Origin of the sequence: Vibrio sp. 10N.222.46.A1 (assembly GCF_041473595.1) — a bacterium.
In the GTDB taxonomy this organism is placed as follows: domain Bacteria; phylum Pseudomonadota; class Gammaproteobacteria; order Enterobacterales; family Vibrionaceae; genus Vibrio; species Vibrio tasmaniensis_A.
Genome location: NZ_JBFRSN010000166.1, coordinates 1 through 14,226, shown reverse-complemented (window position 1 = coordinate 14,226; position 14,226 = coordinate 1). Strand labels below are relative to the sequence as shown.

Below are 14,226 nucleotides of genomic sequence, written 5' to 3'. Positions count from 1 at the left end.
CGAGATATCTATTAAAACTCGAGCCAGACATTAAAACGAAAAAAGCAGAGGAGTGCTTAACTCGCTCTGCTTTTTCATATCAATGGATAGCTTACGATCTTGATAGCTTACGACCCCCTACCCGATTCGAAACTCAGTTTTCTGATACTGCTTAACCAGCCATTCACCAAAGCCATCAAGAATACCTATTACTGAACGTTTAGGAATCGCACGCCCAGACAGCAAAATACCCAATCTTTGAATCTCGACTTCTTTCTCTGGATGATATCTCAAGAACTGTTGACCGCACTCCATAGGCGCATCGAACCAGTTTTTATCTCGGTACATGATCAAAGAGTAACTGGCTCGCAGAAGCTTCTTGGCAATAATCACTTGCGCGGCTACTTGCTGTTCTGGCGTTGTTGCTCGGGCTATCTTATTACGATAAACCGCTAACCAATTTTCCGCGTCCATATTCCAATGCTTAGCAATTTCCCAACTCGTTTCGAAATCACCATAGCAATCAGATAAGTCTTCACCATGCACACACACAGCTAAATGCTTGAGCATAAAGCCCCACGTAAAGATATTGTCGAAATCAACTATCTCGCTCACCAAGGTAGTTTTGATCGCCACTTGAGTGACCTGAGGGAAGCTCTTTTGGAAGCGCCATTTGATGGTATTCAGCAGCGTGGTTCGTTGGTCTGGGAAAGAACGATGAGTAACCACAACCACATCTAGATTCGAGCGACCGACAACGGCTTGCTTGCGTGCCACACTGCCATAAACATAGACACTGTGCAGATTAGAACCTAACCCACCTTTTAGAAAGGTAATCAGATCGTTAACCACAGGTTGAAATTCAGGTTGAAATGGCTGTGTTGGGTCAATAACAGGTAGCTGCATAGGTCGTTTCGGTAAATAAAATAATGATTTAACTGTCTCTCTATGATCGCTTAGGTGACTTTATGATTCAAGCTATTCCTATTTATAGCGTCTACGAGATATAATCACCGGATAGACCCAATAAGGACAAACACAAAATGCCTAGAGCAAGTGAGATTAAAAAAGGTTTTGCGATCAATGTTGATGGCAAAACAGTACTAGTTAAAGATATCGAAGTAACAACACCAGGTGGCCGTGGCGGTCAAAAGATTTACCGCTTCCGTGGTCACGATGTAGCAACTGGCGTTAAAACAGAAGTTCGCCACAAGGCTGACGAAATCGTTGAAACGATCGACGTAACTAAGCGTGCGGTGATGTTCTCTTACGTTGATGGCAACGAGTACATCTTCATGGATAACGAAGATTACACACAATTCATCTTCAACGGTGAAATGATCGAAGACGAACTGCTGTTCATCAACGAAGATACGCAAGGTATGTACGCGATTCTTATCGACGGTACTGCGGCGACTCTTGAGCTACCAACTTCAGTTGAGCTAGTAATCGAAGAGACAGACCCTTCAATCAAAGGTGCATCTGCTTCAGCTCGTACTAAACCAGCTCGTCTGTCTACAGGCCTTACTGTTCAAGTTCCTGAGTACATTGCAACTGGCGACAAAGTTGTTGTGAACACAGCTGAACGTAAATACATGAACCGCGCAAGCTAAGATACTGATTATGACCGAAGCTAACGACCTAATGTCTTACGACGACGCAATTGACACTGCATACGACATCTTTCTAGAGATGGCTGCTGATAATCTTGAACCTGCAGACGTGATCTTATTCACGGCTCAGTTTGAAGATCGTGGCGCTGCAGAACTTGTTGAAACTGGTGACGATTGGGTTGAACATGTTGGCTTTGAAGTCGACAAAGAGATCTACGCTGAAGTACGCATTGGTCTTGTAAATGAAGCTGATGATGTCTTAGATGACGTATTCGCTCGTCTACTGATCAGCCGTGACCCTGAACACAAGTTCTGTCACATGTTGTGGAAACGCGACTAGGCTCTTCTTAAACCAGCTCAGAGTACTGAGCTGGTTTTCTTACGACTTCATAGCCTCATCACTTTACCAAACTGCAACTCTACAAAATTATGACCAAAGCAAAGACAGATACCCTATCCAAAGGCTATGCCTGTGTTGGATTAGTAAATCCCAAAACCCCTGAAAATGTTGGCTCAGTAATGCGAGCAGCTGGTTGCTATGGAGCAAACTCTGTATTTTATACTGGCACCCGTTATGACCACGCTCGACAGTTTCATACCGACACCAAAGAAAAGCACCTTGAGTTGCCATTAATTGGTGTTGAAGATCTTAAAGATATTATTCCTGTTGGCTGCGTGCCCATCGCGGTTGATTTGATAGAAGGCGCCAAGCCTCTGCCTGATTATAAGCACCCACCTCGTGCTTTTTATATCTTCGGCCCTGAAGATGGGACTCTGAAAAAAGAGATCACAGACTTCTGTCGTGAAACCATCTACGTTCCGACTAATGGCTGCATGAACCTTGCTGCCGCGGTCAATGTTATTTTGTATGACCGCATGGCGAAGGGTGACAACTTCTCGAATCATTTGAAAGTGACCTAATATCAATCGTAGCGAGTCAGCCGAGCTGGCTAAGCACTTCTACCTGATCAAGCACTTCCACATGATTTGAACTGCGCCATATTCAAGACATAAAAAAAACCTGCTAAATTAGCAGGTTTTTTTTGTATTCGAAACGTTGGATTAAGCTATAGAATCCACGAAATTACTTACGTGATCTTGGCTTAGCCGGTTTAGCCGGGCGTCCGTTGTTCAGTTTAGGCTTTTTGGTAGACTGAGGTTTACCATTGGTCGCTGGAGCACTACGACCTGAATCAGGTGTTGTAGTACCGCGAGTTGCAGGCTTCTTACGCTTAGTCTGGTTGCTACGGCCTTTAGGAGCATTTGCGCGCTCTTCGTGACGCTTAACAGCACGACGAATTTTCTGGCTGCGAGAACGCTCACGCTTACGAGAAGTGTTTGCAGGATCAAGATCCAACAGCGTCTCTTTTTCTGGCTGAAGTTCAACAAGCTCGCGCAAGTAGTTTACTTCTTGAAGGTCTAGCTCTTTCCAACCGCCACGAGGCAGTTTCTTATCAAGGTAGATATCACCGTAACGTACACGTTTCAGACGGCTTACTGTTGTTTCTTGTGATTCCCAAAGACGACGAACCTCACGGTTACGACCTTCGTTAATTGCTACGTAGAAAGTATGGTTCATACCTTCACCGCCAGCGTAAACCACATCTTCGAAACGAGCCATACCATCTTCAAGTTGAACGCCACGAGTCACGTTCTTAACTTTTTGCTCGGTTACTTCACCAAATACACGTACTAGGTACTCACGCTCAACCTGACGGCTTGGGTGCATTAGGCGGTTAGCTAGTTCACCATCGGTTGTGAACAACAGTAGGCCTGATGTGTTTGCATCAAGACGACCAACTGAAATCCAACGAGAACCACGGATCTTAGGTAGACGATCAAAAACAGTACGGCGACCTTCAGGATCGTGACGAGTACAAAGCTCACCTTCAGGTTTGTAGTAAGCAAGTACACGACAAACCACTTCTTCAGAGGCTTTGCCTGTAATTGTGTGGCCATCGATACGGATCACTGAGTTCTCGTCTTCAAGACGCTCACCCAATTTCGCAACTTGACCGTTAACACTTACACGACCAGATTTGATTAAACCTTCTAGTTCACGACGAGAACCGTGACCAGCTCGCGCTAAAACCTTCTGTAATTTTTCGCTCATTTACTCTTTTCTACCTAATTGTCGTCTTCACAGACGTCGAATGAATTTTTCGCGACCAAATCGCGGTCGCGTATTATCGCAAATAACCTGCCAAAAAGCACTTGTTATTTACTCTGGCAGGTTTGCTGTTTCGTTACAGACTGTTAATCAGTAACGCTATTATTCAAACGGCGCTGGATCACCGGCACCACGGCGTAAAACAACGGCGTCATCGTCACTGAAGTCAATAACCGTAGTCGGTTGCTCACCTAAGTAGCCGCCATTCAAAATGACATCAACCGCATGCTCTAGGCTGTCACGAATTTCTTCAGGATCCGATTCAGTGGTCTCGTTACCCGGAAGAATCAGAGACGTCGACATCAATGGCTCGCCCATTGCTTCTAGAAGTTCTAGGGCAATTTTGTTGTCCGGTACACGAATACCGATCGTTTTACGCTTAGCGTTCATCAAACGCTTTGGCACTTCTTTTGTTGCTTTGAAAATAAACGTGTAAGCACCTGGCGTGTGCGCCTTAAGCAAACGGAAAGCCACGTTATCTACTCGTGCATACAGTGACAACTCAGAAAGATCACGGCATAACAAAGTGAAATTGTGCTTATCATCGATTCGACGAATTTTACAGATGCGTTCGAGTGCTTGTTTATTTTCAAGCTGACAACCCAGTGCATAACCTGAATCTGTTGGATAAACCACAACGCCGCCATTGCGAATAATCGCAACCGCTTGAGTAATTAAGCGCGCTTGTGGGTTATCTGGGTGTACATAAAAAAACTGGCTCATTGTTGATCCTCGTTATCGAATCTCTCGACTCTATCATCAGAAGGAGCTGGTTCACCTAAAGACTATTCAGATGGTGAAACCGTTTGAAACTCCCAATCTTTCCATACTTCTTCGACCCCAGAAGGTAGCCAGAGATTACGTCCAAGTTCCATCCATGGGGATGGGTAATGGAAGTCGCTGCCTTGGGAGGCTAATAGTTTGTATTGTATAGCATAATCCGCAAGTGTGCGTCTTTCTTGTTGCGCTTGCTGAGGTTGAGCCACTTCCATAGCGTCACCATTTGCTTCAACAAATGCAGCGAGAAGGCGTTTAACCCACTTGGCGGTAAGGCCATATCGCGCAGGGTGAGCTAATACCGCTTGACCACCAGCTGCATGAATAGCCGTGACAGCATCACTCATTGAGCACCATGTTGGCGGCACATAACCTGGATTGTTGCGCGTAAGAAACTTTTTAAACACCTGCTGCATGGTTTTCGCGTAGCCATTGTCGACTAACCATTTCGCAAAGTGTGCTCGAGTAATTGGCGCATCACCTGCAATCAACTTAACCTCTTCTAACACACCTTCACGAGTCGCTTTCTCAAGACGTTGAGCAATCATCTCTGCACGTCCGACACGGTGTTGCTTCTGTTGTTCAATTAACGCTTTCAATTCTGGTGATTCAGGATCGACGTTTAACCCAACAATATGGATATCTTTGTTTTGCCAAACGGTTGAGATCTCGATGCCGTTAATCAACTGAATAGGGAGATTGTTATCAGCAATATAGCTGCGTGCTTCAGCAAGCCCATCAGTCGTATCATGATCTGTAATCGCTAACACTTCGATGTTAAAGCCTAGCGCTCGGTCAATCAGTTCAGGTGGAGTAAGTCGGCCATCTGAGGCTGTTGTATGACTATGTAGATCAATTCTCATATATTCTTTTTCATTGTTTTCAATTTTTATCGTTATATTTGTGTCAACGCACTTGACCTGCAAGCGCAAAACTAGTTAACTAGTACACAAATACGAAGTATCACATTTGATAGGTTCACTATGTTACAAGAATTTAACCAAAACCATAAAGATAAAGTTTTAGAACTTTCTTCAGTAGAAGCAAGTTCAGAGCTTAATTGGTGGCGCACTTGGACAAGTTCTTGGTGGGCCAACGTGTACTTCTAATTAAACAGTTTGTTTATAAAAAAGTTATCACTAAGCCCGCTTTCATAGCGGGCTTTTTAATTTGTCGAACATCTCACATTCAACTGACTAACAAATCAACGAATTAACCATATTCTAGATTGGGTGGAAGGTATCTTTATGCGACTATGTACGGCAGGAAATTTAAAGAATCATAAAGGAGGTCTTGTGAACAAGGCCATTGAAATCAAAAAGCTGGGAACCATTGAGGTCATCAATTCTTCCGTTCCTTACTCGCAAGATCCAACCAGTGTTTTTCATACTCTGTGTGAAAACAAAACAGACAGTCTGTTGTTGGAATCTGCTGAGATTGAATCTAAACAGAACTTGACAAGCCTACTCCTTATCGACTCTGCTGTTCGCATCGTATGTCGCGGACATGAAGTAACCTTTCAAGCCTTGACTCAAAATGGTCAAGCGCTTATCGAACACCTATCTCAAAACGTTAAAACAGAGATCAAATCTGACCTTACGAATAACGTTTTGACGCTGACTTTTGTTGAGCCAAGTAACGAGTTAGACGAAGACTCACGCTTAAGAGAAGCGTCTTCATTCGATGCACTGCGTTTGGTTCAGCATAGCTTTGAGCAAGACGCGAATAACAAACACGCGTTATTCATGGCTGGCCTATTCGCTTACGACATCGTGGCGAACTTTGAACCGCTAGGCGATGCTGAAGCAACCAACAATTGTCCTGACTTTGTTTTCTACGTTGCCGAGACTCTATTACGTTTCGACCACCAAGAAAACGAAGGCCTACTTCACGCGAGCTTGTTTGCTCAAGATGAAAGCATCAAAGCGCAATTAACAGAGCGCCTAGCCGACATTCAAACACAGTGTCAGTCATTGAAAGCCATCACAGAAGTTACGCCACTAGACAATGTTGACGCTGTACCAAGCGTTTCAGATGAAGACTTCTGCCAAACGGTTCGTGATTTAAAAGAATACGTCGTTAAAGGCGACGTGTTCCAAGTAGTTCCTTCACGCCGCTTTACGCTACCTTGCCCTGCTCCACTAGCTGCTTACAAAGAACTCAAGCAAAGTAACCCAAGCCCTTACATGTTCTACATGCAAGATGAGCTGTTTACTCTGTTTGGTGCTTCTCCAGAAAGTGCGCTGAAGTACGAAACTGAAACCAACCAAATTGAAATTTACCCAATTGCAGGTACTCGTCGTCGCGGTAAACGCCCAGACGGTCAAATCGATTTCGACCTAGATAGCCGTATCGAACTTGAACTGCGTACCGACAAGAAAGAAAACGCTGAGCACATGATGCTAGTCGACCTAGCACGTAACGATGTGGCACGTATTGCAGAAGCTGGCACTCGCCACGTAGCAGACTTGCTTAAAGTTGATCGCTACAGTCATGTGATGCACTTGGTTTCTCGTGTTGTTGGTCAGCTACGTGAAGACTTAGATGCTCTACACGCTTACCAAGCTTGTATGAACATGGGTACGCTAACAGGCGCACCAAAAATCCGCGCAATGCAGCTTATCCGTGACGTAGAAAAAACACGTCGTGGTAGCTACGGCGGTGCAGTTGGTTACCTAACCGGTGAAGGCACTTTAGATACTTGTATCGTAATTCGTTCTGCTTACGTTGAAGATGGCGTAGCACAAGTACAAGCGGGCGCGGGTGTGGTGTTCGATTCAGATCCACAAGCAGAAGCAGATGAAACTCGCGGCAAAGCTCAAGCGGTCATCTCTGCGATTCAAGCAGCTCATACTAAAAGCGCTGCTGCAAATCAGCACACATCAAACAAGAAGGAGTCGTAATCATGGCTGATATTGTATTCATCGATAACTTCGACTCATTCACTTACAACCTTGTAGACCAGTTCCGTTCATTAGGTCACAGCGTGAAAATTTACCGTAACAACATTCCTGCAAAGGTAGTTGAAGCGGCGATCAACGAACTAGACAACCCTGTTGCACTGCTTTCGCCAGGCCCTGGCGCTCCAGCGGATGCGGGCTGCATGCCTGAGCTAATTCAGCTGCTAAAAGGCAAAGTGCCAATGATTGGTATTTGCTTAGGCCACCAAGCGATTGTTGAAGCCTACGGCGGCACCGTTGCAGGCGCTGGCGAAATCATTCATGGTAAGGTGTCGATGATGGAACACCAAAACCATGCGACTTACCAAGGCTTACCTTCGCCGCTGGCTATCGCTCGCTACCACTCTTTAGTGGCAACGCATGTATCCGATAGTCTAACAGTGACCGCTGAAGTCGATGATTTGGTAATGTCTGTAGTTCAAGAACAAGACAAGGTTTGTGGATTCCAATTCCACCCTGAATCGATTATGACGACCTACGGTGCAACGCTTCTAGCGAACGCTATCGAATGGGCTCTTGATAAACCTCTTCATCTAGAGAAAAGCTCTACTCTTGATAAAAAGACTAACTAGGAAACGATCATGGAACAGATTAATAAACTTTACGAACAACAGTCTCTTACTCAAGAAGAAAGCCAACAACTGTTTGATGTGATCATCAAGGGCGAACTAGACCCAATTTTGATGGCTTCTGCGCTAACTGCACTAAAAATCAAAGGCGAAACGCCCGATGAGATCGCTGGCGCCGCAAAAGCACTGCTTGCCAATGCAAACCCGTTCCCACGTCCTGATTACGATTTCGCTGACATCGTGGGTACAGGTGGCGATGGTCATAACACCATTAATATTTCGACGACTTCAGCATTCGTTGCAGCAGCGTGTGGCTTAAAAATCGCGAAGCACGGCAACCGCAGTGTATCGAGCAAATCAGGTTCTTCTGACTTACTGGATTCGTTCGGCATTAACCTAGCGATGACAGCAGAAGACACTCGTACTGCAGTCGACGAACTTGGCGTAGCATTCCTATTTGCTCCGCAATATCACGTCGGTGTACGTCACGCGATGCCTGTTCGCCAAACAATGAAAACACGCACTATCTTCAACATCCTTGGCCCACTGATTAACCCTGCTCGCCCTAACATCGAGTTAATGGGTGTTTACAGCAAAGAGCTAGTACGCCCTATCGCGGAAACCATGCTGCAAATGGGTATGAAGCGTGCTGCGGTTGTTCACGGTAGCGGCCTCGATGAAGTGGCTATTCACGGCGAGACGATCGTTGCTGAAATCAAAGATGGCAAAATTCACGAGTACACAGTGACACCGGCTGACTTTGGTTTGAACACTCACCCTCTTGAAGCAATCAAGGGCGGCGAGCCAGAAGAGAACAAAGCCATCACAACCGATATCCTTACGGGTAAAGGCACTGATGCTCAAGTTGGCGCAGTAGCCGTGAACGTTGCTCTGCTGATGCGTCTATTTGGTCACGAAGATCTAAAAGCCAACGCACAGCAAGCGATTGACGCGATGAACTCTGGCAAAGCGTACGAGCTTGTACAAAAGCTTGCTGCACACGCCTAACGAACGACGAGACAAAGAACATGACACAGACTACCGATAAACTGTCGACCCACGTTTCAGTCAAAGAAGCTGAAATGGCGGAAGTATTAGCAAAAATCGTTCGAGATAAATACCAATGGGTTGAAGCGCGTAAGCAAACTCAACCATTGGACGAGTTTAAAGCAGCGTTAACCGCAACAGACCGCAGCTTTTATGATGCACTGAGCGGTGAACAAACGGTTTTCATCACTGAATGTAAGAAGGCATCTCCGTCAAAAGGTTTAATCCGTGACGAGTTTGATTTGGACTACATTGCATCGGTTTACAACAACCACGCCAACGCGATTTCTGTGCTGACAGACGAGAAGTACTTCCAAGGTGACTTTGAGTTTTTACCTAAGGTTCGCAGCATTGCTAAGCAACCTATCCTGTGTAAAGACTTCATGGTTGATACCTACCAAGTTTACCTAGCTCGTCACTACTCAGCTGACGCAATTTTGCTAATGCTTTCGGTATTGGATGACGAAGAGTACAAAGCACTTGCTGACGTCGCTCACTCGCTAAATATGGGCGTACTTACCGAAGTCAGCAACGAAGAAGAGCTTCATCGCGCTGTCGCTTTAAAAGCAAAAGTGATCGGTATTAATAACCGCAACCTGCGTGACCTTTCGACTGATTTGAACCGTACCAAAGAGTTGGCTCCGCTGATTCGCGAACTGGCTACAAACGCAGTCGTGATTTCAGAGTCTGGCATCTACACACATCAACAAGTGCGTGACCTTTCAACGTTTGCAGACGGCTTCCTAATCGGCAGCTCTTTAATGGCAGAGAAGAACCTTGAACTCGCAGTGCGTAAAGTGACGCTCGGTGAAAACAAGGTGTGTGGTTTAACTCACTCTGACGATGCAGCAAAGGCTTATCAAGCCGGTGCGGTATTCGGTGGTCTGATTTTCGTTGAAGCATCTAAGCGTCATGTGGATATCGAAGCAGCTCGTTTAACCATGAGCGGCGCACCTTTGAACTACGTGGGTGTTTTCCAAAATCATAGCGTTACTGACGTTGCGAAAACGGTTTCTGAGCTAGGTTTATTTGCGGTGCAACTGCACGGTGACGAACCTCAAGCATTTGTCGATGAACTAAAACAATCACTACCTGAACACGTTGAGATTTGGAAAGCTTACGGTGTTGCTTCTGGTGCTGAAAACGGTGCTAAAAACACGCTACCAAAATTACTGAAAAGCAACGTGACTCGTCACCTGCTAGATACTAAAGTGGGTTCTCAAACGGGTGGTACAGGTCAAGCGTTCGACTGGAGCCTAATCAACAACCAAAGCGCAATCATGTTGGCGGGTGGCCTAAACCCAGACAATGCTAACCAAGCGGCTAAGTTGGGCTGCTTAGGATTAGACCTAAACTCTGGCGTTGAATCCGCTCCTGGTAAAAAAGACGCAGACAAGCTGCAGCGTGCTTTTGCAGCGATTCGCAATTACTAGTCCAAACTCGGCGCTAGAAATTAGAAAGCAGAATCTCAAAACTAATTAGTAAGCTTTGCCTTTGCGAAGCTTAAACAAGATTAAATGACTTGGTGTGAATACACATCGATAGAATTGAAGGAATAACACAATGGCTAAACTCGATGCCTACTTCGGTGAATACGGTGGTCAATACGTACCGCAGATCCTAGTGCCAGCACTAGACCAACTAGAACAAGCATTTATCGATGCACAAGCCGATCCTGAGTTCCGCAGTGAATTCATGACGCTTCTGCAAGAGTACGCAGGTCGTCCAACGGCACTAACGCTAACGCGTAACCTGACTAAAGGTACAAAAACTAAACTGTACCTAAAGCGTGAAGATCTACTTCACGGCGGTGCTCACAAGACAAACCAAGTACTTGGTCAAGCGCTGCTAGCAAAACGTATGGGTAAGCAAGAAATCATCGCTGAAACTGGCGCAGGCCAACACGGTGTGGCAACGGCTCTAGCTTGTGCTCTATTGGGCCTTAAGTGTCGTGTTTACATGGGTGCAAAAGACGTTGAACGTCAAAGCCCGAACGTGTTCCGTATGAAACTAATGGGCGCAGAGGTTATCCCTGTTCATTCTGGCTCTTCAACGCTAAAAGATGCATGTAACGAAGCGCTACGTGACTGGTCTGCAACTTATGAAGACGCGCACTACCTATTGGGTACTGCAGCGGGTCCTCACCCATTCCCAACGATTGTTCGTGATTTCCAACGCATGATTGGTGAAGAAACGAAAAACCAAATTCTAGCTCGTGAAGGTCGCCTTCCTGATGCCGTTATCGCTTGTGTTGGCGGTGGTTCAAACGCTATCGGCATGTTCGCTGATTTCATTGAAGAAGAGTCTGTTCGCCTAATCGGTGTAGAGCCTGCTGGTAAAGGTATTGATACTGACCAACACGGCGCGCCGCTTAAACACGGTAAAACCGGTATTTTCTTCGGTATGAAAGCCCCACTGATGCAAGATGAGAACGGCCAAGTAGAAGAGTCTTACTCTGTATCTGCGGGTCTAGATTTCCCATCAGTTGGTCCTCAACACGCGCACCTAAATGCGATTGGCCGTGCTGAATACGACAACGTGACCGATGACGAAGCGCTAGAAGCGTTCCAATTGATTGCACGTAAAGAAGGTATAATTGCAGCGCTAGAGTCATCTCATGCTTTGGCTCATGCTGTTAAAATGGCTCACGACGACCCAGAGAAAGAACAGCTATTAGTCGTTAACTTATCTGGTCGCGGTGACAAAGACATTTTCTCTGTACACGACATTCTTAAAGAGAAAGGAGCATTATAATGGATCGCTATCAATCACTCTTCACTCGCTTAGCTGAAAAGAATCAGGGCGCATTTGTACCATTCGTAACGGTTGGCGATCCTAACCCTGAGCAATCACTTAAGATCATGGAAACCTTGGTTGAAGCGGGTGCAGATGCACTTGAGCTTGGTATTCCATTCTCTGATCCGCTTGCAGATGGCCCAACAATCCAAGGCGCAAACATTCGTGCTTTAGATTCTAAAGTAACGCCAGATGTGTGCTTCGATCTTATCGGTCAAATTCGCGCTAAATACCCAGAGCTACCAATCGGCCTACTGATGTACGCAAACTTGGTTTACGCACGTGGTATAGAAAATTTTTACGAACGCTGCGCAAAAGCAGGTATCGATTCAGTATTGATTGCTGATGTACCAACTAACGAGAGTGGCGAGTTTGTTGCTGCAGCTAAAAAGTTTGGCGTTCATCCAATCTTTATTGCTCCACCGACAGCAAGCGATGAAACTCTTCAATCAGTTTCTGAGCTAGGTGGTGGTTACACCTACCTACTTTCGCGTTCTGGTGTAACGGGTGCTGAAACAAAAGCAAACATGCCAGTAACGGCACTGCTCGACCGTTTGAACAAGTTCGATGCGCCACCAGCACTGCTTGGTTTCGGTATCTCTGCTCCTGAACAAGTGAAAGAAGCGATTGTAGCTGGCGCTGCAGGTGCTATCTCTGGCTCAGCGGTTGTGAAAATCATTGAAAACAACGTTGAACAACCAGAAGCAATGCTTAAAGCACTTGCGGAGTTTGTTACGCCAATGAAAGCGGCTACGCAGAAGTAACGGCTAGTAATATCATTGGTCATTAAATAGAACCAGCGATTCAAATACTAAAAGGCTCCACAACTGTGGAGCCTTTTTTATTGCTCTTCATTTAAGCGAATTACTCATCGGCTTTCATCGCTTTCTTGATTGCTGCCTCATTGAGTGTCGCTTTAATCGGATCGGTTATCTTCTCGACCAGATCGATGGGCATTGGGAATATGATTGTGGAAGTTCGCTCATTCGCCACTTCTGTTAGTGTTTGCATATATCGCAATTGAATGGCGTTGGGCGCTTGATTCAACACTTCGGCCGCTTCACGTAACTTTGAAGATGCTTCTAACTCACCCGTCGCATGTATCACCTTGGCTCGACGAGAACGTTCCGCCTCGGCTTGTTTAGCAAGAGCACGCACCATGCTGTCATCCAGATCAACATGCTTGATCTCGACATTGGCAATCTTGATCCCCCAGTTATCGGTGTGTTGATCCAGTATCGCTTGTAAGTCTCTATTAAGCTCTTCTCGCTCAGACAACAGCTCGTCCAACTCATGTTGCCCAAGCACCGAACGCAGCGTTGTTTGTGAAAGTTGGCTTGTCGCTTCGAGGTAGTTCTCTACGTTATTGATCGCCATCTTCGGATCCAGCACTCGGAAATACACCACGGCATTCACCTTCACCGACACGTTATCGCGTGTGATCAAATCTTGTGTTGGTACATCCAAAACGATAGTTCGTAGATCCACTCGCACAATTTGTTGGATAAAAGGAATGATGATAATCAAGCCCGGCCCTTTCACACCGTAAAAGCGCCCGAGGAAGAACACCACTGCACGCTCGTACTCGCGCAGCACTCTGAACATGCTGGCTATCAGCAAGATAACGAGCACAATGACAATACCTATAGTGTGTATAAACATAACCGCCCCCTAATGGTAACGATGGTTAAGCAATAAATAATTCAATCAAGTTTGTTCTAGCATGTCGCGCTAGCTAGATTTCGATGATGTCTCCTCGGGCAACGCCTCAACATCCAACAACAACCCAGTCAGTTTGGTCACTCTAATAAGCTGCCCCGCTTGCAATTCACTCGCACATTTGGCTTGCCAGATCTCACCTTCAACCAATACTCGACCCGTACCGGGGAAGCCGCTTACCACTTTGCCAGTGTCGCCGACAACTGCTTCCATCCCCGTAGTCACCGGCTTGTTTCTCACTCGGACTAGCATAGAGATAGTTACAACGATAAAAGCGACAGAGAATAGGCTAATACCGATAATTAACGGCAATGCGATTTGATAACCCGGCACTTCGGTATCCATCAGCATGATCGAGCCCAATGTGAATGCGGCGACGCCACCCAAACCGAAAATCCCGAAGCTCGGGCTAAAGGCCTCTGCCACCATTAAGGCAATTCCAAGCAGAATCAACGCAAGGCCTGCGTAACTCACCGGCAGCATTTGTAAGGAGTACATTGCCAGTAACAGACAGATCCCCCCCAATACACCCGGTAGCCCGACGCCAGGGTTATAGAATTCGAGTAACAAACCGTAGATACCAATCAGCATCAAAA

16 protein-coding genes and 1 other annotated feature are annotated in these 14,226 nt (G+C 46.0%); of the genes, 10 read left to right on the top strand and 6 right to left on the bottom strand.

Translation table 11 applies throughout. The features are described 5' to 3' along the window. Positions 1–117: 117 nt before the first annotated feature. On the bottom strand, positions 118–885 hold the full coding sequence (locus tag AB4496_RS05850) for a nucleotidyltransferase (RefSeq protein WP_102257855.1): 768 nt from the start codon (positions 883–885) through the stop codon (positions 118–120). 137 nt (positions 886–1,022) lie between these two features. On the opposite strand from AB4496_RS05850, the gene yeiP reads away from it, so the two are divergent. From yeiP to AB4496_RS05835, 3 genes are all read left to right on the top strand, one after another. Further along, positions 1,023–1,592: an elongation factor P-like protein YeiP gene (gene yeiP, locus AB4496_RS05845; protein ID WP_009848748.1), complete on the top strand. Its 570-nt coding sequence runs from the start codon at positions 1,023–1,025 to the stop codon at positions 1,590–1,592. A gap of 10 nt (positions 1,593–1,602) precedes the next feature. Further along, a complete protein-coding gene (locus AB4496_RS05840) occupies positions 1,603–1,932 on the top strand; it encodes an HI1450 family dsDNA-mimic protein (protein ID WP_012604336.1) in 330 nt (109 codons plus the stop codon). 89 nt (positions 1,933–2,021) lie between these two features. Beyond that, complete coding sequence (locus AB4496_RS05835) at positions 2,022–2,513, top strand: RNA methyltransferase (RefSeq protein WP_004729783.1); 492 nt, start codon at positions 2,022–2,024, stop codon at positions 2,511–2,513. A gap of 163 nt (positions 2,514–2,676) precedes the next feature. Here the strand turns inward: AB4496_RS05835 and rluB are convergent, their stop codons facing one another. The 3 genes from rluB to rnm all read right to left on the bottom strand — a co-directional run bounded on the left by rluB (position 2,677) and on the right by rnm (position 5,402). Further along, positions 2,677–3,705: a 23S rRNA pseudouridine(2605) synthase RluB gene (rluB, locus tag AB4496_RS05830; RefSeq protein WP_017104066.1), complete on the bottom strand. Its 1,029-nt coding sequence runs from the start codon at positions 3,703–3,705 to the stop codon at positions 2,677–2,679. Positions 3,706–3,864: 159 nt separating this feature from the next. Then, entirely contained in the window at positions 3,865–4,485 is a 621-nt protein-coding gene (locus tag AB4496_RS05825) for an L-threonylcarbamoyladenylate synthase (RefSeq protein ID WP_102257854.1), read from the bottom strand. Positions 4,486–4,547: 62 nt separating this feature from the next. Further along, complete coding sequence (rnm, locus tag AB4496_RS05820) at positions 4,548–5,402, bottom strand: RNase RNM (protein ID WP_041472857.1); 855 nt, start codon at positions 5,400–5,402, stop codon at positions 4,548–4,550. 120 nt (positions 5,403–5,522) lie between these two features. Here rnm and AB4496_RS05815 point away from each other — a divergent pair, with 120 nt between their 5' ends. The 7 genes from AB4496_RS05815 (at position 5,523) to trpA (ending at position 12,675) form a co-directional block, all read left to right on the top strand. Beyond that, positions 5,523–5,648 carry a trp operon leader peptide gene (locus AB4496_RS05815; RefSeq protein WP_009848753.1) on the top strand — a complete coding sequence of 42 codons (126 nt, stop codon included), beginning with the start codon at positions 5,523–5,525 and terminating at the stop codon, positions 5,646–5,648. Continuing rightward, positions 5,595–5,709, top strand: a sequence feature (Trp leader region). It overlaps the preceding gene by 54 nt. 125 nt (positions 5,710–5,834) lie before the next feature. After that, entirely contained in the window at positions 5,835–7,442 is a 1,608-nt protein-coding gene (locus AB4496_RS05810; RefSeq protein ID WP_102257853.1) for an anthranilate synthase component 1, read from the top strand. A 2-nt stretch (positions 7,443–7,444) separates the two neighbouring features. Next, positions 7,445–8,071: an aminodeoxychorismate/anthranilate synthase component II gene (locus AB4496_RS05805; protein WP_102257852.1), complete on the top strand. Its 627-nt coding sequence runs from the start codon at positions 7,445–7,447 to the stop codon at positions 8,069–8,071. Positions 8,072–8,080: 9 nt separating this feature from the next. After that, positions 8,081–9,076, top strand: coding sequence for an anthranilate phosphoribosyltransferase (gene trpD / locus AB4496_RS05800; RefSeq protein ID WP_102257851.1), 996 nt, complete (start codon positions 8,081–8,083; stop codon positions 9,074–9,076). A gap of 20 nt (positions 9,077–9,096) precedes the next feature. Further along, on the top strand, positions 9,097–10,548 hold the full coding sequence (trpCF, locus tag AB4496_RS05795) for a bifunctional indole-3-glycerol-phosphate synthase TrpC/phosphoribosylanthranilate isomerase TrpF (RefSeq protein WP_102257850.1): 1,452 nt from the start codon (positions 9,097–9,099) through the stop codon (positions 10,546–10,548). Between the two features lie 130 nt (positions 10,549–10,678). Beyond that, positions 10,679–11,869 (top strand): tryptophan synthase subunit beta, encoded by a 1,191-nt coding sequence (trpB, locus tag AB4496_RS05790; RefSeq protein WP_009848758.1) that lies wholly within the window; start codon positions 10,679–10,681, stop codon positions 11,867–11,869. Continuing rightward, on the top strand, positions 11,869–12,675 hold the full coding sequence (trpA, locus tag AB4496_RS05785) for a tryptophan synthase subunit alpha (RefSeq protein ID WP_017080965.1): 807 nt from the start codon (positions 11,869–11,871) through the stop codon (positions 12,673–12,675). Before trpB ends, trpA begins: the two co-directional genes overlap by 1 nt. A gap of 100 nt (positions 12,676–12,775) precedes the next feature. Here the strand turns inward: trpA and AB4496_RS05780 are convergent, their stop codons facing one another. Together AB4496_RS05780 and AB4496_RS05775 are read right to left on the bottom strand one after the other, a co-directional pair. Then, positions 12,776–13,573, bottom strand: coding sequence for a slipin family protein (locus AB4496_RS05780; RefSeq protein ID WP_012604343.1), 798 nt, complete (start codon positions 13,571–13,573; stop codon positions 12,776–12,778). 69 nt (positions 13,574–13,642) lie between these two features. Continuing rightward, positions 13,643–14,226, bottom strand: a 584-nt coding sequence (locus AB4496_RS05775) for a nodulation protein NfeD (RefSeq protein ID WP_372130686.1), incomplete at its 5' end; no start/stop codon positions are given.

Coding starts and splice junctions, on each gene's coding strand:
- AB4496_RS05850 (WP_102257855.1), bottom strand. CDS start 885: ATGCAGCTACCTGTTATTGACCCAACACAGCCATTTCAACCTGAATTT.
- yeiP (WP_009848748.1), top strand. CDS start 1,023: ATGCCTAGAGCAAGTGAGATTAAAAAAGGTTTTGCGATCAATGTTGAT.
- AB4496_RS05840 (WP_012604336.1), top strand. CDS start 1,603: ATGACCGAAGCTAACGACCTAATGTCTTACGACGACGCAATTGACACT.
- AB4496_RS05835 (WP_004729783.1), top strand. CDS start 2,022: ATGACCAAAGCAAAGACAGATACCCTATCCAAAGGCTATGCCTGTGTT.
- rluB (WP_017104066.1), bottom strand. CDS start 3,705: ATGAGCGAAAAATTACAGAAGGTTTTAGCGCGAGCTGGTCACGGTTCT.
- AB4496_RS05825 (WP_102257854.1), bottom strand. CDS start 4,485: ATGAGCCAGTTTTTTTATGTACACCCAGATAACCCACAAGCGCGCTTA.
- rnm (WP_041472857.1), bottom strand. CDS start 5,402: ATGAGAATTGATCTACATAGTCATACAACAGCCTCAGATGGCCGACTT.
- AB4496_RS05815 (WP_009848753.1), top strand. CDS start 5,523: ATGTTACAAGAATTTAACCAAAACCATAAAGATAAAGTTTTAGAACTT.
- AB4496_RS05805 (WP_102257852.1), top strand. CDS start 7,445: ATGGCTGATATTGTATTCATCGATAACTTCGACTCATTCACTTACAAC.
- trpD (WP_102257851.1), top strand. CDS start 8,081: ATGGAACAGATTAATAAACTTTACGAACAACAGTCTCTTACTCAAGAA.
- trpCF (WP_102257850.1), top strand. CDS start 9,097: ATGACACAGACTACCGATAAACTGTCGACCCACGTTTCAGTCAAAGAA.
- trpB (WP_009848758.1), top strand. CDS start 10,679: ATGGCTAAACTCGATGCCTACTTCGGTGAATACGGTGGTCAATACGTA.
- trpA (WP_017080965.1), top strand. CDS start 11,869: ATGGATCGCTATCAATCACTCTTCACTCGCTTAGCTGAAAAGAATCAG.
- AB4496_RS05780 (WP_012604343.1), bottom strand. CDS start 13,573: ATGTTTATACACACTATAGGTATTGTCATTGTGCTCGTTATCTTGCTG.